Source organism: Eubacterium callanderi, assembly GCF_900142645.1.
Lineage (GTDB): Bacteria > Bacillota > Clostridia > Eubacteriales > Eubacteriaceae > Eubacterium > Eubacterium callanderi.
On sequence record NZ_FRBP01000008.1, the window covers coordinates 66,200 to 85,681 of the forward strand.

Genomic DNA, 19,482 nt, shown 5'->3' on the forward strand with positions numbered 1-19,482 from the left:
TCTCACCTCCTTTCTCGTTGGAAAGTTGGTGGTGCTTCCCCCCTTTTCGCGGGGCAATACGGCGTTTTTCAAAAACGCCGAAGATTTTTTGAAATTTCTTCAAAAATTTTTTGAACGTACAAAATGCGCCCGTCCGAAAAGCCCGGACGGGCGCATAGGCATTGTAAGCAGTATCCAGATGATTAGACAGTTCATATATATAAGCGTAGTTTCCCCCGGTGGTGGGCGGGCTTTTTTTGATAAGTCAATAACTGTCGGATTTTGTCGATATGCTTTTTGCTTCATGGCGGCTACCTCCTTTAGCCGCCGATTTCAACAGTGATACCGCGTCATTTCATTAGAAGATAAAAAGAAACGGCGGCTTTGATTTTTCAAAGCTGCTGCGGAAATCAAAGAACGACAAGCAACAGTTCTGATTTTGCTCCAATATGGTTATTAGGGGCACAAATTAAAATCAAAAAAGAGCCGATAACAGCAGTATTTCAAACTGCATATTATCGGCTCTGCGTCTGTGCGTCTGGCTCTTTTAATTAAATTATTTCTGTTGTTTTTTGGCTTTATTATATGTATTAGCTAACTGTCCACAAGCTGCTTTAATCTCTCTACCATGAGAAACTCTCATGGTAACTTCAAGTCCTGTTTGCTCTAATTGATGTTTGAACGCAACCATTTCTTGTTTTTGTGGTGCTCTAATTTTTGAATTACTCGTCGGGTTGTATTGCAGCACGTTAATCATAACATTTTTGCCCTTAAACCATTTTGCAAGTTGCCTTATATCTGAGGAACGGTCATTTATACCTGGTAAAAGCAAATACGCAAATACCACTTTTCGATTATGCCTTTGAGAATAGGACAATGCTTGCTTAACAACATCTTCAATAGCGTACATGTGCATATGAGGAATGATACAGTTTCTCGCAGCCTGTGTTGCTGCATGTAAAGATATTGTCAACTGAATTTTTAGATGTTCTTCGCGCAATTTTTTTAATTGATTAACTGGACCAACTGTTGATACGGTAATGCCGTCGGTTGGAAAGTTAAGTCCATTTCTATCTCGAAGAATATGGATTGCTGCAATCAAGTTGTCGTAATTGAATAAAGGTTCTCCCATTCCCATAAAAACGATACGATTTACTTTTTGACGTATCAATACAACCTGCTGCACAATTTCAGACGGTGTTAGATTACGAACAAAACCATTGCGTCCGGACTCACAAAAAATACAGCCAACAGAACAACCAACTTGCGTACTTACGCAAACAGTCCCACCATCTCGCCGTTTAATAAAAACCGTTTCAATATACCTGTTATCTTTCAATTCATAAACATACTTTTCAGTATCGCTACTTTTATAGACTTTTTTTGTTGATATTGATAGATTTTCTTTGTGAAATGGCTGTTTATACAATTCCGTATATAAGGCTCTTGCTTTATCCTCTCCAATTACTTCCGACATTTCTTTGTAAGTAAATCCGTATGGGTCATTCAATATTTCCGTAGGTGTACTTTTAGGTAAGTGTTTCATTTAAATATCCTTCCTTTTCAAAATTAAAAAGTTTGTTTTTCAGAGTTTTTGATTATGATTTCTAGTTTTTCAACATCAACGATATGCGTTAATTTACATTTAGGGCAGAAAAGAGGAAAATTTCTTAATACCGTATTATAAAATACTTGAACCCTCGTCTTTCCGTTACAAATTGGACATTTTATCCAATATTTTTCAAGCATAATATTTCTCCTTTTGCGCAAAAAAATGCAGGTCAATTCTCAACATGAGCATTGACCTGCATTTATACATATAATACTACAACAAAATTAAGGCATAGTTTTTATACTATGTCTATACGTCGTTAGTTTTGTTGTATAGCATACGCAAAATAAGCATGACAAAAAAGCCCATATTGAAAATGGGAAAAATCTTTTTTGATTTCAATGCTTATCGAATACGCATGCTATGTAACATAAACATTCCCCCCCTTTTATATAATATTATATACAAAAGCAGCTTGTTGTCAACATATATATATATGAATTATTTTGGCTAACTGATAGAACTACGTAGACATATCCAAGAAGAAAGGGGAACAGTAAAATGTAATAGGGTGAATAACTATGGCAAAAAGACCAGTACCACGATACGACTTTAAGGCTTTTGGGGCAGCGATAAAGGCAGCGCGTGAGGGATGCAAGGAGAGCCGCAAGAAAGTAGGCGACGAAATGTTTATCTCGCCGCGCTACCTTGCGAACATTGAGAACAAGGGGCAGCACCCAAGTTTACAGATATTCTTTGAGCTGATACAGCGTTACCATATATCCGTAGACCAATTCCTTTTAGAAACGCCGCCGGAGAAGAACACGCAGCGGCGGCAGCTTGACGCGCTTCTTGACGGTATGAGCGATACAGGCATACGGATTGTAACCGCAACGGCAAAGGAGATTTCCGAAGTCGAAAAAGAGGGCGAATAGGAATGTCCGACTTAAAACTGAACAGGATTTAGAAAGCGTTGTAATCTTTTTTGAGGTTGCAGCGTTTTTCTTTTGCGTAAGTTTGGCAAAATCGCTTTTTCTCCGTAGTAGGTGATAAGAGCCTAAAGGATAAAAACATTCGTAGCAAGCATAGGAAGCGGGTACCACTTCCGTATTTTCGCCCTCCCGCGCTGCGGCGCGTCGGTTGAAAATTGCTTGTTGGGAAGTGTCCCAAACCCTCGGAACGGAAAGGAAAGGAGCGAACACATGGACGGACGCAAAAGGACAGTGCAAATCAAATTCAGAGTGACGGAAGCGGAACGGGATTTAATACTGGAAAAAATGAAGCTCGTACCCACCCGGAACATGGCGGCGTATCTGCGGAAGATTGCCATTGACGGGTATATCATTCAGATAGACCACGCCGATATAAAGGCTATGACCGCAGAGATACAGAAAATCGGTGTCAACGTCAACCAGATAGCACGCCGCGTAAACGCGACGGGGAACGCATACCAAGAGGACATAGAGGAAATAAAGGGGGTGCTTGCGGAGATATGGCGGTTACAAAGATTAAGCCTATTAAAAGCACTCTAAGCAAAGCCCTTGACTATATCGAAAACCCGGACAAGACGGACGGGAAAATGCTTGTGTCCTCTTTCGGTTGCTCCTATGAAACGGCAGATATTGAGTTTGAATATACCCTGTCGCAAGCACTCCAAAAGGGGAACAATTTAGCCTTTCATCTGATACAGTCCTTTGAGCCGGGGGAAGTCGATTATCAGAAAGCCCATGAAATCGGAAAGCAGCTTGCCGACGCGGTAACAAAGGGGCAGCATGAGTATGTACTCACGACGCACATTGACAAAGGACACGTCCATAACCATATCATTTTTTGCGCGGTGAACTTTGTAGACCACCATAAATACAATTCCAACAAAAGGAGCTATTACGGCATACGGAACATGAGCGACAAGCTGTGCCGGGAAAATGGCTTGTCCGTTGTCGTCCCCGGCAAGGGCAGCAAGGGAAAGAGCTATGCGGAGTACCAGGCAGAAAAGACGGGTACAAGTTGGAAAGGCAAGCTGAAAACCACTGTTGACGCGCTTATCCCCCAAGTTTCCAGTTTTGAGGAATTGCTAACGCGGTTACAGGCGGCGGGCTATGAGATAAAGCCGGGGAAATATGTATCATGCCGCGCCCCCGGACAGGAACGCTTCACCCGCCTTAAAACCCTCGGCGCAGACTATACAGAGGAAGCCGTAAGGGAACGGATAGCGGGCAGACGGACAAAGGTGGCGAAAGCTCCCAGAGAGCAGCGCGGCGTGTCGCTGCTTATCGACATTGAGAACAGTATCAAGGCAGCGCAGAGTAAGGGCTATGAACAGTGGGCGAAAATCCACAATCTGAAACAGGCAGCTAAAACAATGAATTTCTTGACGGAACATAAGATTGAGCAGTACGCGGATTTAGTCAGCCGGATTGAGGAAATGGCAGCGGAAAGCGGACAGGCGGCAGACGCATTGAAGAACGCCGAAAAGCGGCTTGCGGAAATGGCGGTGCTTATCAAGAATGTTTCCACCTATCAAAAGACAAAGCCTGTCTATGACGCATACCGCAAGGCAAGGAACAGGGAGAAGTACCGCGCCGGACAGGAACAGGCAATTATCCTCCATGAAGCCGCCGTAAGGTCACTGAAAGCGGCGGGCATTGCGAAGCTCCCGAACCTCGCCGCGCTGCAATCGGAGTATGAAGCCCTCCAAGCGCAGAAAGAAGCCCTTTACGCCGACTATGGAAAATTGAAAAAGAAAGTCCGGGAATATGATATTATCAAGCAGAACATTGACAGCATTTTACAGGCAGACAGACAGCCGGAACGGGAAAAGGAAACAGAACGCGGATAAGGATAGCAAAATCCCCGCCGCTGTGCTATGATAGGGCTATCAAAAAGCAGAGGAGCGTTGAGCATGGAAAACCAGAAAATGCCGGAATATGAAACCATACGCGCCGCCGTTGCCGGGGAGAAATGGGCGGTGGAGAAAGTCGTGGATTGCTACAAGGACGAAATCGACAGGCTATCGACGGTAGCGGTCAGACAGCCAGACGGAAGCACGAAACAGGAAATCAACGAAGATATGCGCCAGTCTATCACAAAGAAGCTGATAGAAGCCCTCCCGCAGTTCCCGCTTGAAGAAATGGAAAAGGGAAATGTCAGATAGGCAAAAAAAGAACAGGGCGCGGAAGCCAGTATATGACTTCCGCGCCCTGTCTTTTTATGGGTGCTGTTTTCGTGAATGTTACGCAGTAGAACGCCATTTTCGGGGGTAAAGGTATAAAGTATCGCCTATCCGATTTTCACGCCCGGAAAGCCCTGTAAATCAAGGGATTTTCCGCACCTACTGCGTAACAGGGGTGCGTCTTTTCCTCATGCGCTCGGCAGCTTGTCTGCGGGTGATACGCTTCCGGCAGACGGGGCAGTATTTGACACTGTTAGAGGTTGACGCAAAGAACGCGCCGCACTCGGTACACTTCTTCTTGTCCCCTGTCTGGTAAAGCTCCGCATAGAGTAGCCTGTCGGCGGGAAGCACCGCAGCCCGGAACCACTTGCAGAGAAGCGAATAGGAAATGAGCTGCGGACAAACGCACTCGTCCCCGTCGTCCAGTAAGATACAGTTCCCGTTATCATAATTGCAGCACGTCCGGCGCACAAGGGCGTTGACTTTCCGGCTCTGGGGCGGCGTCAGCCGCTTAACCCCGTTCATACTTCATCAGCGGCGTAAATGGGAAGCTCTGCAAATTCCGCTTCGGTCAAAGCGTCCACTTTGGAAAGGGTGCGCTTTGCAAGCTCCCGCATATCCGCGTCCATGTAGGGCAGCGCGGCGTTGACATTCTCAATCAAAGCCCGCTTGCCGCCCTCGTTGTAAATGCTCAAAAGGTTTGTTTCTTCAACAGTCAGTCTAATCATGCTCATACCTCCATATCGTGATTTTTTGTTTTTGCCGCCGCCTTTTTCGGGGCGGTCTTTGCCTTGTCTGCTTTAAGCTGCGCCCGGATAGAGGGGCGGGGCTTCCTTATCTTCCTGTCCCGGTTCTCCCCCTTGTCAATCAGCGCATACGTCCCATGTCTGCCCTCGATTTTGGAAAAGGCAAGGGTCTTGTAGGGCAGCATGGAGAAAAGGCGGTCAGTGTCCTTTGTGGCTGCAAGCTGCATGAACGCCGGGGAAAGCTCTACCATGAAATGGGTCTTGTTGGGGCTGTTCGGCGTGTCGTGCCGCTTCATTTCCCGTACAATGCGCCGCGCTTCCGTTTCAATCAGCCCGTCCCGCAATGCGGCGATATGCGCCTTGAAATCCCCCGGCGGAAGCTGCTCCCGGCTGCGCCGTTCTTCCTGTAAGAGCGATTGCAGCGCGTCCGGGTCGTTGGGTACGGCTTCAAAGCGTTCAAACTTTCCAAGCTCATAATCGGGATTGCCGTTGAAAAACTGTCCGGCGGGTATCTCCCGTTCCCCATGCTCATAAATCAGCTTCACCGTATCGGCGGGCAGCTCCTTTTCCTTGACGCGCTCATAATGTTTAGCGTAGTCCAGTTCGTACAGATTGCCCTTGATTTTCCCGCGCTCCGTCCCCGTTAGCTCGATTGCATAGGCAAGGACGCGGTCGCTCGTCTGCTCCATGTAGAAACGCCATGTGTTGTGGGGCGCGGTGTCTTTGAGGAAAACGTCGCGCTCCCGGAAGCAATGCGTCCCGGACGGGCGGCAGAACCACAAAAGGGTCTTGTCCTCCTTGCGGGGGCTTGCCGCCGCCTTTGCGATAATCTCCTTGTCAATCTCCAAGTCGCTCTGGTAAAAGCCTGTGTTCTGCTTCATAACCGCATTGAGGGAAGCGAACAAATCCACGTTCTCAAATTTACTCTGTTTCGGCATGGGTCAGCTCCTTTCCAAATCCTGTAATTTCTGCTTTGCGTTTTTCTTCTGCGCCTTTTCCTTGTCAGCCCTAAGCTGCGCCCGGATAGAGGGCTTCTTTTCCGGCTTCGCTTCCTTGCCGCGCTCTTTGTCGGCTTTGACCGCGTTAGCCAGGTCAACAAGGGAAATTGTTTCTCCCGCCTTAACCTTTGCTTCCAGTTCGTCAACGGTAGGGGTGTTGTTGATGATACCGTCAAAGTTGTTGTCGTTCTGCTCTACGGTGTCCTCGATATGCTTCAAGGGGTTTGCCTTTTCCGGCTGCTCTGCGGCAACAGCAAACGCCCGCGTCCCGTTCCCCATAATCAGATACTTTCCGTCGTCCGACTGGTGGTGAAAGCCATATCCGGCGGCTTCTATCTGCTCCCGGCTCATGGCGGTCACATGGAAAGTCCCCCTCGGTGTCTGGATTGTTTCGCCCGTTGTCAGCTCGTCCGGGGTAAGCTGCTTCTGCTCCTGTAAAAACTCCGGCACTTGCCGGAAGCCTACGCTGTCAACGTAATGCGCGGTGTCCTGTCCGTTCTGATGAAGCACTACCACGTCCGAAACGGAAAGGCTGTGTCCCTTAAAATCTTTTGGGTGGTCGATATTGAAGCGGGTATAAATATCTTCAAGGGAAGTTTCCGGCGCAAGGGGCGCGGAATAGACAAGCTCATAGTTCGCTTTATCAACCACATTTCCCGCCGCCTGCAGGCGGTCGTAAGGCTCAAAGCGGAAGTCCCTTGTTTCGTCCCCGCCCTTTATCTGGTAAATGGAAAAGGTGTCCTTGTCCTGTCCGGTGGTCTGCGCCGTTTCCTGTGCCTTTGCGTAAAGCTGCTTTACGTCGCCCTCGGTCAGCTCGCCGCTTTTGAGCTGCCCCATAAGCTCGCGGCATTTCTCCGGCGTTCCCGTATAAAGCACGTCGCCCATTTTCGCCCGCCCGTTCTCCTGTGTCACATAGGCTTGCAAGAGGTGGCTGTTTTCCCGGCTGTCGCTGTAAGGGTTCCGGCGCACTCTGTAAATCGTTTCCGGGGTAAAGGCTTCTTTCGGGGCTGCTTCCGGCTTTTCTTTCCCGGCTGTATCTGCTTTTTTCGGGGCTTCCGGCTGTGGCGCGGCTTCTTGTCCCTCTCTGGTGGGCTGCTCCTGTCCGGCGGTCTGCTCCTTGTCCTGTGCCTTTTGCAGCTCCGCAAAATTCGCGTCTATGGAATTGATAATCTCGGCGGCTGCGCTGCGTATCGTTTCAAGGGAGCTTTTCAGCTCGGACAGCTCCCGCCCGCTGCTCCACCCGGCGACATAGCCGAAAGAATAGTCCGACGTGTCAAGCCCGTAATGTTGGCAGACGGTATAGGCGACGCTTTCCGCTTCGACTTCGCGGGTGCGGCGGTCAACGCGGGGTTGCTCGTCCTTTGGCGCGTTGAGGTCAATGTCGTGCAGCTTCGCATGGGCGATTTCGTGAATGGCGGTCTTTAAGGTCTGTAATTCGCTCATGCCCTCGTTGATAGCAATGCGCTTGTCCTCCAAGTGGTAGTAGCCATGAGAGCCGCCCTCGATATTCTCAAAGGCGATAGGAACGGGGGAAGTCTTTTCAAGGGCTGCGAAAAAGTCCTTATAGCGGTCAACGTCGCCTGTCAGTTCGTCAACGGCAATGTCCGGCAGTTCCTTTCCCTCGGTCTGGGAAACGTCAAAGACGGATACCACCTTGTAGGCGGGTATGGTGATTTCCTTTTCCTCGGTGACGGGCTTTCCGTCCTTGCCGATTATGGGCTTCTGCGTGTGCGGGTCGATTTTCTGCATTTCCTGTTTGATTTTATAGGGCGACGGGGCAATGATTTTAATTCCCTTTTGCCCTCTCATCACATTTCGCTCAAAGTTGTTCTTCCAAGCGGAAAAGCCCGCCAAAAGGGAAGCGTCCGGCTTCTGCATGGCGATAAGGACGGTGTTTCGGAAGCTGTAATTATGGAATTTTGACATGACTTTCAGATATTCCTTGTAACGCTCGCTGTCAAAGAGTTCCGTAATGCCCTGTTCCAGACGGTCGGTAATCTCTTTTAATTTCTCGGCGGGCTTCCCGGCTGTCAGCACGATAGGGATAACCGGGTGCGGCTCCTGTGGCTGCTCTGCGGCGGTTCGGGCGGTCTGCTCTGTGGCGGCTGCGTCCATAAAGGTCTTGTCCTGTCCGCCGCGTTCCGGCTGTGGGAAGCTCATAACGCGGTATTCTTTGGGTATCTCGTTTTCCGTTCCCCGATACCATTCGGTAAAGGTGTTCTGATTGTTATAGATATAGCCCTGTTCGGTAAACTGCCCCTTATCCTTGCTAACTGCGTCCCGCCCGTATTCTTCATACTTGAAATATTTCTTTGCTTCTTCGGGAAGCTCCAGCTCGTCCAGTTCGTCGATAAGATAATAACCGTAATCTTCTTCGCTGCGGACAGTGGGATAGAGCCAGTAACAGTCAAGGTTTTGTGCAAGGTTGATAAGGTCTTTCATGCTTCCGGCATACTCGCCATGTGTAACCGCCGCCGCAAATTTATCCTTGTCCCCGTCACTCTGCATTTCCAGAAGTTTTCCAAAATAATTCAGCTCGTCCATGCTTGCGCTTTGGATAACGGAAAGCGGCAAGTCAAAGGGGCAGTCCTCCGTAGAAGAATACCCGTTGATGAAAAAATCCTGCGGATTGTCTGCGGTAATGCCGACGCTTTCCATAGCCGCATGAAGCTGCTCTGTTGTGGTCGGCATGGGAAGCCACACGCCGCCCGGTTTGCCTGTTTCAAAGCGGCTGCGGCTGTCGATAAGAATTGAAAACTGCTCGTTTATGGTTTCACGCTCCTTTCTCTGTTCGGTGTCCTGTGGCGGCTCTGCTGTGGTGGGGGCTGCTTTTTCAGCGGTAGGCTGCGCCCGTTCCTCGCCCTCGATAGCATAGCCCGGTAAAAGCTGCCCGTTTACTTTGAAATGCTCTGCATACTCTGGCGGGATAGGCGGCGATACCTCGGTGAATAAATGCTGATAGGCTTTGATACGCCCATTCAGATATTTTTCCATAGCTGCCTTGTCTGCAAAGACTTTCCTTTCCTGTCCGGCGATTTTTGCCTGTCCGTAATTGTGGGGGCTGTTGGTGTAAATACTCCATGAAAGCGTCCACGAATAGGGAATGGATTTCTCTTTTTCCCTGTCATACCGGGTATTCTCGGATATGTGGTAGCGCATTTGGTAGACGCGGTTGCTGATGTGCTTCCCGTAGTCCGTAGCTTCCCACTGGTTCGCGGTATGCGTAGCTTCGGGTGTCCTCACATACTCAATGGCTTTGTCAATGGCAAGGGTCTTTCCCGCCTGTTCGTCCCATGCCGCCGCCTGTTCTTGCAAGGCTTCAAAAGCTGCCTGTTCAGCCGCCGCGTATTCTTCCCGCAATGCCTGTAACTGTTCTAAGGGCAGGGCGGTAAGCCCGGAAAGGTCAGCGGTCTGTTCCTCAAAATAAATATTTCGCTCTATCCGCATACTGTCAGCCGGGTCTAACTTGTCACGCTCAAACATGGAGTAACCTTTTTTCTTTTCCATTCATTCGCTCCTTTCTGAAATGGCGGCGCACCGCCGCGCTTTTGGGGTTCGCCCCGTACTACGGTGGGCTGTGCGTTATGCCAACAATTTTTTCATTTTTTTAGAGGGTTTGGGAAACTTCCCAACAAGCAAAATCCCCGTCCGGCGCGTCAGCGGCAGGACAGGGATTTACGGAAGTGGGTACCCGCTTCCTATGCTTGCTATTCAAGTTTTTAGTTCTTCTGTACTTCGATACGGTAGTTGACGTATTTCCCGCCAGTGTCAGCCAGAACGATAGTTCCGTCATAGGTCTTGCCTGTTTTCGGGGAATAGAGCTTCTTCACATTCACTTTGCCGGATTTAAGGAGCGCGGCGGCAATCTTCGCGGAAAAAGCGGTCTTGCGTTCCTCGAAAAAGCGGTCATTCTTCCACATGACAAAGGCACATTCTTTGTTGCTGCAATAATAGTTTTTCTTCCCCTCATGGACGGGGGAACCGCAACGGGGGCATTTGCCGACAGAGGGCTTTTCCTCCCGGAACAAATCCTTTTTCCCGTCCAGTGCTGCGGCGTGTGTCTGCACAAGCTCCCGCGCCATAGCTTCAATGCCGGACAGAAATTCGCCGGGGTCTGCGGCTCCCTTTGCTATCTGCGTCAGATTGTTTTCCCATTCTGCGGTAAGCTGCGGGGAAGTGAGCATATCCGGCAAGACTGATATAAGGGCGGCTCCGTTCTGCGTGGGGATAAGCTGCTTCCCCTTGCGCTCTGCAAAGCCGCCCTTTACCAGTTTTTCAATGACGGCGGCGCGGGTGGCGGGAGTGCCAAGCCCCCGGCGTTCCGCGTCCGGGTCGGTGTCCCCGTTCCCGGCTCGCTCCATAGCAGAGAGAAGCGACGCTTCGCTGTGGGGCTTCGGCGGCGTTGTGGTATGCTCCGTTACTTTTGCGGCGGGGTTAGGAAAGTTCTGTCCCTCGGAAAGCTCCGGCAGCGTCACGCCCTCATTTTCCCCGTCCTCTGCTTCGGGCTTATCTTTCAGCGTCGCCCGGTATCTGCGTTCAAGCTCTTTCCAACCCTCCGCAAGTACGGTCTTTCCCCTTGCGGTGAAGTCTGTCCCGGCGCATGAGAAAACCGCCGTAACCGCTTCATAAATATGCGGCTCGGCGGTGGCAAAAAGCAGACGCGCCCCCGCAAGGGTAAGGATATTCTTCTCGCTTTCCGGCAGCGCGTCCGGGTCAGCCTTTGCAAGCTCCATAGTGGGAATGATTGCGTGGTGGTCTGATACTTTCTTGCTGTCTAATACCTTTGCAATCTCCGGCGTGAAGTCCGCGCCCGCCATAAAGGGGAGCTTTTCGCAAAGCAGCGCGATAATGTCCGCTGCGGTGCCGCCCATGTCGTCAGTAAGAAAGCTGCTGTCCGTCCTCGGATAAGTAAGGAGCCGCTTTTCATAAAGGGATTGTGCAAGGTCAAGGGTCTGCTTTGCGGTGTAACCGAAAATGCGGTTCGTTTCCCGCTGCAAAGAGGTAAGGTCAAAGAGCTTTGGCGGGGCTGCGGTTTTCTTCTCTCTGGTAAGGGAAACGCATACCGCCTTTCCCGCTTCGCAAGCCCCTTTCAGCGCGTCGGCTTCTGCCTTGTCCGAAATCCTTTCGCTTGCCGCGTCCGCGCCGGATAAATCAAGGCGAACATGATAATATTTTTCTTTCTGGAAATGGGAGATAGCCGCGTCCCGGTCGGTGAGCATTTTTAAGGTCGGGGTCTGGACGCGCCCCACGTTCAAGGTCTTTCCATACAGGCAGGAGAAAAGCCGGGTGGCGTTAATGCCGATAAGCCAGTCAGCCTTTGCGCGGCAGAGGGCGGACGCAAAGAGCGCGCCATAGTCCCGCCCGTCTTTGAGGGAAGCAAAGCCCGCCTTAATCGCCCCGTCCTCCATTGAAGAAATCCACAAGCGGCGCATGGGCTTCTTGCAGCCCGCCACTTCGTAGACAAAGCGGAAAATCAATTCACCCTCGCGCCCCGCGTCACACGCATTTACCACTTCGGAAACGTCGGCGCGGTGCATAAGCTCTTTAATGGTTTTGAATTGCTTCCCCTTGTCCGGGTCAACGGCGTACTGCCATTCCTCCGGCAGAATGGGTAAGCTGTCAAAACTCCATTTTTTATATTGCTCCCCGTAGGCGGCAGCTTCCGCAAGCTGTACCAAATGCCCGACGCACCATGAAATGAGGTAGCCGCCGCCCTCGATATACCCGTCCTGTTTCCCCTTAATGCCAAGCGCGGCGGCGATAGTCTGCGCCACGCTCGGCTTTTCTGCAATCACAAGTCTAAATGCCATGAAAAAATCCTCCTTTCAGCGTTCCGGCGCGGTGTGCTTCTTCTCCTGTGCCTGTTTCAGACAATAGCCGATACAGGGGGATTGCGCCTTATAAGGGCAACGCATACACGCCGGGGATTTTGGAACGGGCGGCGCACTGTCACGCCGCCCGGTGGGTCTTTGTACCATCATTTTTTCTAAAGGGTTTTCGGTAAAAAGCGTCATGCTTCCTCGTCCTCCTGTTCTTCATCAGAAAGCCCGTCCCCCTCGTCCTCGTCGTAATCGTCAAAATCGAAATCTTCAAGGTCGGTGTCGCCCTTGACGTTCTGCTTTGGCTTCATAAACTTAAAATAATAGAACGCGCCCCCGCCGCCAAGAAGTGCCACGACAAGGAAAAGCACAAGCCCGCCTGTATTGCCTTTCTCTTTGGGCTGCTCTGTTGGTTTCTCGGTTTCCGGCTCCGCTTCCTTGCCGCTGCAAGCGGTCATGTTGTCCTTGCAGACAGGGCAGCTCACATTTACCTTTCCGGCTTCGCATTTATCGGTGCAACTGCAAACGGCGGGCGGGGCTGCTTCGGTGCTTCCGTCCTCCATGAGTGCCATAAGGTCGGCTTCGTCCACTTGATTAAGGAAATGTACGGTGTCCTCGCCCTCGTCGTCCCGGTCGATAAGGATATAAAAGTAATTGCCGTTTTTGGTCGTCACTGTGATAAGCTGCTTGTTGCCGCCGAAATCGTCTACAAGGGTCGCGTTCCCGTCCGGGGTAAGGGGTTCTTCCTTTTCGGGTTCCTCATAGACAACGCCGCTGTCGTCGGTCGCGTCCTGTCCCTCCGGGGTCTGTGCAAAGGCGGTGACGGAAAAGCCGCCCGTCAGCATGAGGGCGGCGCAGAGTGCGGTCAAGGTTCTAAGGATTTTCTTATTCATTCTCGGTGTCCTCCATTTCTTCGGTGTCGTGGTCTGCGGGTTCTGCGGGGTAGCCCGGCGCGGCTTCCATGCCCGGAATACCGCCGCCGGAAAGCATAGCGGAAAGCTCATGCGGGGAAAGGCGCATGGAGCGCACAAGCTGTACGATTTGCAGGTTTTCCGCTTCGGTTTTCTGCGCTTCAAGCCCCCTTAATCTGTTCTGGTACTCGGTGATTTTCTCGCGGGTCTTTGCAATCTCTTTGTCGATACGTTCAATTTTGTTCATAGCCATCAATAAATTTCTCCTTTCTTTGCTCAAAAATATGTTAATTCCAGTTCATCAGCCCATAGCCTTTGATACAGGAGTAATTGACGGGGTAGCTCTTTATCTTGCAGGCGTCGCCGGAATTGCCCTCGACGGTATAGACGCGCTCCCCGTCCGTTCCGATAACAAGCCCCACATGGTCTGCGCTCCCGTCCCCGTCCCAGTCGAAAAAGATAGCGTCGCCGGGGGCGATATTCTCATAGCCCCTCGCGCCCCATTGCCCGCGTGACTGGAACCAGGGTACGCCCTGTGACTGGCACCCGGCAAAGCGCGGCTCGCTCTTTCCGGCTTGATTGTAGCACCATGAAACGAAACAGGCGCACCATTCCACGCGGCTGTTAAATCCGTACCAGCTCCAAAAGGGTCGCCCGCCCACGTTGCCGACTTGCCGCTTCGCAAGGTCTACAACGGCGGTGTTGCCGGGGCGTGTGCCGTTTACAAGCTGTACGCCGCTTAAATCCTCGGACGCGCCCATATCGGGGGAGCCGCCGCCGAAAATCAGCGGTTTGTTTCCGCTTGTTTCCAGATAGACGCGGTACATTTCAAGCTGCTGTGGCGTTAGAAGTTCCTCCGCAATCTCGGAAATGGGCTTGTTCGTCAGCTTCACGTTGAGGATATGGTACTCGTAGGGTACTTCCTCGGTGGTCGTTTCCCCTGTTTCCGGGTCTGTGCTTGTTTCTGTGCGGTAGCGGATTTCCGTTTCTTCTGTCAGCGTCAAAGTGTACTGCATGGCAAAGACGCGATTTAGCTCTGCCTGTGCGCTCTGCGGGGTGTAGGTCTGTAAAAGGGCGGTGAGGTAGGACGCTAACTCATGGGGGTTATGCCCGATACTGTCAAGGTCATAGCGGTATTCGTCATAGCCGGGGTGGGTGCTTTCGATATTGTCAATCTGCTGCTGAAGCTCGTTTTCCTTTGCGGCGTAATTGTTCTCCGTCGCCACAAGGTCGCTGTCCTCCGACGTGTAGGAAGTCCCAAGTATGCCGTTCATCAAGCCGGAGAACATGGAACCGCAAGAGGAAAGCCCCGCCGATACCATGATGAATAAGAGTAGCGCGGCAACGGCGATACATACGCCCGCCGGGTGCCGCCCTACAAAAGCGATTGCCTTTTTTGTTTCCTCGGCGGTCTTTTTTGCCGCCTTGCGGGTGTTCTCTGCGGCTTTCTGCGCCGTTTTTGCGCCGCCTTTCCTTGCCGACTTTGCATACTGCCGCTTGATTTGCTGCTTCTGCATGAAGCGGGAAAGGGGATTGCCCGCAATCTGCGGATTGTCATGCAGGGCTTTATGGTACTGAAAATCCACATTCGCCTTGAACGCCGCTTTCTCTGCCTTTGCCGCCGCCCGGTAGGGTTTGAGCTTGTGGCTGTGGTAGCCCTCCTTGACTTTCCGCGCCCCGTACTTTGCGCCGCGCTCTGCCAGTTCTTCGGATTTGTGCGCCCCCTCAACGCCGGAATTGTCCTTTTCAACGGAATGTATCTTGTTGTGGACGAAAATACCCGCTTCCTGTGCGGGGCGGGATAGCGGGTTATTGTGGGGCTTATTCTTTCCTATGGGCTTTTCCTGTTCCTCAAAATGTAGGCGGGTCTTGCCTTTCCCGGTGGCTTCATCAAAGGTGCGCTCCCGTACAAGTTTCTTTTCTTTGGGGATAGCCGCCTTTGCCGCGTCCAGACGGTCGGCTGCTTTGTCCGATTTTCGGATATACCTTTCAAGCTCCGGCGTTGCCCGTTCCTCGTCGGTAAACTGCAAGCGGGAAGATTTTTCTTTTGCTGTGGCTTCTGCCTGTGCTTTCCTCGCCGCCTTTTTGCTCGCCTTTCTGGTACGCGCCCCGTCGATACGTTCCAAGACGCGCTCGGCTGCTGCGGTGTCCTGTTCCCGTTCTGCCCCCGGCGCATGGGGAAGCGGCGGCGTGTCGGTTAAGGGCGGGGAAGTTGCGCCGCCCGGTAGGGGCTGCGCTGCCTGTTCCGGCTGCGGTGGGGCTTCGGTCTTTGCAAAGTCCGCGTCCCTTATCCGCTTGCTGATACGTTTCTTTTTCCCGGTAGCGGCGTTTACCTCGACAGCCCCCTCGCGGGTCATTTTCTGCGTGACTTTTTCACGCGCCTTATATTGTTTTATGTGTCTGTCCCTCCAATCCGCGCCCTTGCAAGGGCGCAATACTCGGCGTTTATCTCAATGCCTATATAATGCCTGTCAAGCTGCTTTGCGGCTGCCCCCGTCGTGCCGCTGCCGAAAAAGGGGTCAAGCACAACGCCGCCTTTCGGACAGCCCGCCTTGATACAGGTTTCGGCAAGTTTTGGCGGGAACGCGGCGAAATGCCCGCCCTTGTAGGGAACGGTATTGATAAGCCACACGTCCCGCCTGTTCCGCATGGTCGGCATGAGGGCTTCGTCGTAGTAGCTGCCGCTTCGCGCCCGGTTAAGCCCCTGTACGTTCCCCTGTCCGGGTACTTCGTCCGCATATTTCTGTCCCGCGCTGCGCCCGGTGCGGTACCGCGCCGCCGTTGTGGGGGCTAACGGCTCGGCTATGGCGGCTGCGTCATAAAAATACTTCTTTGACTTCGTAAGCAGAAAGATATGTTCATAGCAGCGGGTAGGGCGGTCTTTCACGCTCTCCGGCATGGGGTTTTCTTTCTGCCAGATAATGTCGCTCCGTAAATACCACCCGTCAGCGCGTAGGGCAAAGGCTAAAAGCCAAGGGATACCGATTAAGTCCTTTTGTTTGCAGCCGGAAACGCGGTTGTTTCTTGCAATCTGCTGTCCGTTTCTGCCTTTCGGGTTCTTCGGGTCTGCATGGTAGCCTTTATTTCCTGTGCCGCAGTAGGTGTCCGCGATATTCAGCCAGAGCGTACCGTCAGAACGCAGTACCCGGCGCAGCTCGCGGAAAACCTCGGTCAGCCTGTCAATGTACTGCTCCGGCGTGTCCTCCCGCCCAATCTGCATATCAAGCCCGTAATCCCTAAGCGCATAGTAGGGCGGGCTTGTGACGCAACAGTGTACGCTTTCCTCTGGAAGCTCCCGCAAGGCATAGAGCGCGTCCCGGTTGATGATTGTGTCAGTTTTCAGCCCGTTCATGCTTCGCCCACTTCCTCCGGCTTCGTCGTCATTACCCGGTAAAGCTCGGTGTCTTTCGGGAAGCGGTCTACAAAGGGCAGCACCACGTTCCCGTAGAAGATAAGCCCCTCGCCCGCTTCGGTGTGGGTGACATACTTCATCTGCTGCGGGGAGATGTTGAGCTGCTTTGCAAGGATAGCCCGGTCGCCCGCCGCCTGATTGAGCATGAGGACAAAATCAGAGTTTTCAAAGATATTCTCCACTTCGCGGGAAGCAAGCAAATCTTTGACGTTCTGCGTGATTGCTGTGGGTATGCCGCCCCATTTTCTGAAACGCTTCCAGATTTCAACGGAATAGGCGGCGGTCTGTTCCTCTTTCAAGAGAAGATGAAATTCGTCCATAAAATACCGGGTGGATTTCCTTTCTGCCCGGTTGACGGTGACGCGGTTCCATACCTGGTCCTGCACAATGAGCATACCTAATTTTTTGAGCTGCTTCCCAAGCTGCTTGATGTCAAAGCAGACAAGGCGGTTTGAAAGCTCTACATTCGTCCTGTGGTTAAAGACGTTAAGGCTCCCGGAAACATAAAGCTCCAACGCCGCCGCGATACGCGCCGCTTCCGGCTCCGGCTGCTTCAAAAGCTCGTTGTAGAGGTCGCCCAAGATAGGCATTTTCTCCGGGTCGGGGTCTGCAAGGAAAGGGCGGTACACGTTCCTAACAGCGCGGTCAATGACGGTCTTATCGACGGGCTGCAAGCCCTCCTTGCCGCCTATGACAAGCTCGCAGAGGGAGAGGATAAAGTCGGATTTCAGCGCAAGGGGGCTGTCGTCCTCGCTGTAATTGAGGTTAATATCCATAGGGTTCACATACTGGGGCTTCCCGTCAATGCCCTTGCCCGTAGGCGATAACCGTATCACTTGCCCGTCAAGCCGCTGCACAAGGGAAAAATACTCTGCTTCCGGGTCGCAGATAATTATGTCGTCGTCGGTAATGAGGAAAGCGTTTGTCATTTCCCGTTTGGCGGCAAAGGATTTCCCGCTTCCCGGCGTACCCAAGATTAAGCCGTTGGGGTTCTTTAGCTGCTTGCGGTCGCAGAGTATCATGTTGTTAGACAGGGCGTTTAAGCCGTAATACAAAGCCGCGCCCGTCTGAAAAAGCTCCTGCGTGATAAAGGGGATAAAGATAGCGGTGCTTGACGTGGTAAGCCCTCTTTGAATGGGGATAAGGTTCTCCCCAAGCGGTACAGAGGACATAAGCCCCGCTTCCTGTTGGTAGTCAAGGCGGGTTAAGGCGCAGTTGTTCTTCTGTGCAATGCCCGCCGCCGCGAATACGTCATTTTCCAGTTTCCTTTTTGTGTCTGCCATGTTCACCACAAGGAACGTCAAGAGGAACATTCTTTCATTCCGGCTCTGCAAGTCCTGTAAGAGGTTCTTCGCTTCGCTGCCGAAAGTGGCAAGGTCGGACGGGATTATATCCATGTCGTAGCCGCTGCGTACCGCTTTTTTCTGTTCTTCGATTTTCATTTTGTCAAGGTCGGTGATTTTCCGCTTGATTGTCTTTATGGCTTCGGTCTGGTCGATACTGTGGATATGCAGATTGACGATAACGCCCGTTTCCAAGTCCAGAATGTCAGATAAGATACGGTCGTTTAATTCCGGCGCAAGGATTTCAAGGAATGAAACCGCGCCGATTTTGCGCCCCATGCGGAAATACCGCCCCTCGCCAAAACGGAAAGAGGACGGGGCGATAAAGTCCTTTGTGGAAAGCCCGGACGGGGCAAGCCATGAAAAATCAAAGGCAAACTGCCCGCCCTCCGGGTGGAAAATGCCATGCAGCATTTTAAGGCGTTCATAGCCTGTCATGGGGCGGGCAGACACGCCCAAGAGCTTAAAGTTGTTGAGTACGTCCGTTTCGATACGGGCAAGGCGGGATTTCGCCGCGCCCAGACTGTCGGCTTCAATGGCAAAGGTGATATATTTTGCTTTGACAAGCCCGTTGTTGCCCTTTGCAAGCTGGTTTTTCAGCATATCCCGGTATTCTGTGCGGATAGAATTGAAAGCGTCCTCCTGTGCCGGGATATTGACCGCCTTTTCCGCTTCGCCGCGCTGCGTCCCCTGATTGATGAAAGAGAGCTGCACCGAAACGGAAGCGTCAAAGTAGTTGAGGAAGTCGCACCAGTTCTCAAAAATGGCGGTCTTGTCGTCTGCCTGTGCAAGCTGATAGTTAATATCTTCAAAGGCGACGGTCTTTGAGTATTTCCGTCCCGTAACCTTGCAGATACCGTCCGGGTACATCTGGATATAAGGGATTGTCTGCTGCGCGGTGTGCGCTTTCCCGTCGCCCTTTGCCTGTCTGATGATTTCCGCAATCTGCTTTTTCTCGGCGCGGGTGAGCTTGCGGGGCGGGTTAGGCTTTGCGCTTCCCGCCGCGCTGTTTCTTCGTGTTTCCTTTTGCAATCGCTGATACCTCCTTTTCAAGTTTTCTCTGCCGTTCTAAGACGGAATAAAAGTTGTCTGTCCTGTATGGTCGTTCTTTGGGGGCTATGAATTTCGTCTGAATGATGTTCTTCACCACCACTTCAAGGGGCTGTCCATGCTTCTCATACATGGCAAAGAGGAAACAGGGCAGCATGACGGCAATCATAGCCATAGACGCAAGGCTTGTGCCTGTGCTGTCTTTGAGCAGAAAGAAAAGCGGCAAGCCGAACAGGAGAGCCGCCGCAAAACATACAATCTGCCGTTTGGTAAGGTTGAACGCTACTTTTGTCTTGACTTTGGATAAGTCTTTGGGTACGGGTACATACGCCAAGTGAAAACCTCCTTTCTCTGGGTTTGGTGTTGCTGTAACTTCCCATAAGGGTAATCAAGGCAAAGGTCAATCTATGCCCTTTGCCCGCCCGTATTATATGGGGGTTATCCGCGTCAAGGTCGGGTCGTATTTTCGCCGCTTCGCTCTGAAAATCTCCACCCTGCCC

Annotated in this window: 19 protein-coding genes; 4 read left to right on the forward strand and 15 right to left on the reverse strand. The window is 51.8% G+C overall.

The features are described from left to right. Positions 1-99: 99 nt before the first annotated feature. The 3 genes from BUC22_RS12055 to BUC22_RS12065 form a co-directional block, all read right to left on the reverse strand. Positions 100-285, reverse strand: a complete 186-nt coding sequence (locus BUC22_RS12055) for a hypothetical protein (RefSeq protein WP_009243795.1) — start codon at positions 283-285, stop codon at positions 100-102. A 250-nt stretch (positions 286-535) separates the two neighbouring features. After that, the gene (rlmN, locus tag BUC22_RS12060) at positions 536-1,525 is read right to left on the reverse strand and encodes a 23S rRNA (adenine(2503)-C(2))-methyltransferase RlmN (protein ID WP_002569187.1); all 990 of its coding nucleotides are present in this window, start codon (positions 1,523-1,525) and stop codon (positions 536-538) included. 23 nt (positions 1,526-1,548) lie between these two features. Beyond that, positions 1,549-1,728: a cysteine-rich KTR domain-containing protein gene (locus tag BUC22_RS12065; protein WP_002588768.1), complete on the reverse strand. Its 180-nt coding sequence runs from the start codon at positions 1,726-1,728 to the stop codon at positions 1,549-1,551. A gap of 384 nt (positions 1,729-2,112) precedes the next feature. Between BUC22_RS12065 and BUC22_RS12070 the strand changes: the two genes are divergently transcribed. The 4 genes from BUC22_RS12070 (at position 2,113) to BUC22_RS12085 (ending at position 4,685) form a co-directional block, all read left to right on the forward strand. Further along, positions 2,113-2,466, forward strand: coding sequence for a helix-turn-helix transcriptional regulator (locus BUC22_RS12070; RefSeq protein ID WP_002569186.1), 354 nt, complete (start codon positions 2,113-2,115; stop codon positions 2,464-2,466). Between the two features lie 267 nt (positions 2,467-2,733). Then, positions 2,734-3,063, forward strand: coding sequence for a plasmid mobilization protein (locus tag BUC22_RS12075; protein WP_002569185.1), 330 nt, complete (start codon positions 2,734-2,736; stop codon positions 3,061-3,063). Then, positions 3,024-4,370 (forward strand): relaxase/mobilization nuclease domain-containing protein, encoded by a 1,347-nt coding sequence (locus BUC22_RS12080; protein ID WP_002569184.1) that lies wholly within the window; start codon positions 3,024-3,026, stop codon positions 4,368-4,370. Before BUC22_RS12075 ends, BUC22_RS12080 begins: the two co-directional genes overlap by 40 nt. A gap of 63 nt (positions 4,371-4,433) precedes the next feature. Then, complete coding sequence (locus tag BUC22_RS12085) at positions 4,434-4,685, forward strand: helix-turn-helix domain-containing protein (RefSeq protein ID WP_002569183.1); 252 nt, start codon at positions 4,434-4,436, stop codon at positions 4,683-4,685. 177 nt (positions 4,686-4,862) lie between these two features. Here the strand turns inward: BUC22_RS12085 and BUC22_RS12090 are convergent, their stop codons facing one another. The 12 genes from BUC22_RS12090 to BUC22_RS12145 all read right to left on the reverse strand — a co-directional run bounded on the left by BUC22_RS12090 (position 4,863) and on the right by BUC22_RS12145 (position 19,316). Next, positions 4,863-5,228, reverse strand: a complete 366-nt coding sequence (locus tag BUC22_RS12090; RefSeq protein WP_002569182.1) for a cysteine-rich VLP domain-containing protein — start codon at positions 5,226-5,228, stop codon at positions 4,863-4,865. Next, positions 5,225-5,431 (reverse strand): transposon-transfer assisting family protein, encoded by a 207-nt coding sequence (locus BUC22_RS12095; protein ID WP_002569181.1) that lies wholly within the window; start codon positions 5,429-5,431, stop codon positions 5,225-5,227. Before BUC22_RS12095 ends, BUC22_RS12090 begins: the two co-directional genes overlap by 4 nt. Before the next feature lie 2 nt (positions 5,432-5,433). After that, positions 5,434-6,387 carry a hypothetical protein gene (locus BUC22_RS12100; RefSeq protein WP_002569180.1) on the reverse strand — a complete coding sequence of 318 codons (954 nt, stop codon included), beginning with the start codon at positions 6,385-6,387 and terminating at the stop codon, positions 5,434-5,436. Positions 6,388-6,390: 3 nt separating this feature from the next. After that, positions 6,391-9,954 carry a YodL domain-containing protein gene (locus BUC22_RS12105; RefSeq protein WP_002569179.1) on the reverse strand — a complete coding sequence of 1,188 codons (3,564 nt, stop codon included), beginning with the start codon at positions 9,952-9,954 and terminating at the stop codon, positions 6,391-6,393. Positions 9,955-10,166: 212 nt separating this feature from the next. After that, positions 10,167-12,257: a DNA topoisomerase 3 gene (locus BUC22_RS12110; RefSeq protein WP_002569178.1), complete on the reverse strand. Its 2,091-nt coding sequence runs from the start codon at positions 12,255-12,257 to the stop codon at positions 10,167-10,169. Between the two features lie 15 nt (positions 12,258-12,272). Next, entirely contained in the window at positions 12,273-12,461 is a 189-nt protein-coding gene (locus BUC22_RS12115; protein ID WP_002569177.1) for a hypothetical protein, read from the reverse strand. Further along, on the reverse strand, positions 12,458-13,159 hold the full coding sequence (locus tag BUC22_RS12120; RefSeq protein ID WP_002569176.1) for a DUF4366 domain-containing protein: 702 nt from the start codon (positions 13,157-13,159) through the stop codon (positions 12,458-12,460). Before BUC22_RS12120 ends, BUC22_RS12115 begins: the two co-directional genes overlap by 4 nt. Next, on the reverse strand, positions 13,152-13,430 hold the full coding sequence (locus tag BUC22_RS12125) for a DUF4315 family protein (protein WP_002569175.1): 279 nt from the start codon (positions 13,428-13,430) through the stop codon (positions 13,152-13,154). Before BUC22_RS12125 ends, BUC22_RS12120 begins: the two co-directional genes overlap by 8 nt. Positions 13,431-13,464: 34 nt before the next feature. Further along, positions 13,465-15,534, reverse strand: coding sequence for a C40 family peptidase (locus BUC22_RS12130; RefSeq protein ID WP_002569174.1), 2,070 nt, complete (start codon positions 15,532-15,534; stop codon positions 13,465-13,467). Positions 15,535-15,569: 35 nt separating this feature from the next. Further along, complete coding sequence (locus BUC22_RS12135; RefSeq protein WP_002569173.1) at positions 15,570-16,529, reverse strand: DNA-methyltransferase; 960 nt, start codon at positions 16,527-16,529, stop codon at positions 15,570-15,572. Further along, positions 16,526-18,964: a VirB4-like conjugal transfer ATPase, CD1110 family gene (locus tag BUC22_RS12140; protein WP_002569172.1), complete on the reverse strand. Its 2,439-nt coding sequence runs from the start codon at positions 18,962-18,964 to the stop codon at positions 16,526-16,528. Before BUC22_RS12140 ends, BUC22_RS12135 begins: the two co-directional genes overlap by 4 nt. Then, the gene (locus tag BUC22_RS12145) at positions 18,915-19,316 is read right to left on the reverse strand and encodes a PrgI family protein (protein WP_002569171.1); all 402 of its coding nucleotides are present in this window, start codon (positions 19,314-19,316) and stop codon (positions 18,915-18,917) included. Before BUC22_RS12145 ends, BUC22_RS12140 begins: the two co-directional genes overlap by 50 nt. Positions 19,317-19,482: the final 166 nt, after the last annotated feature.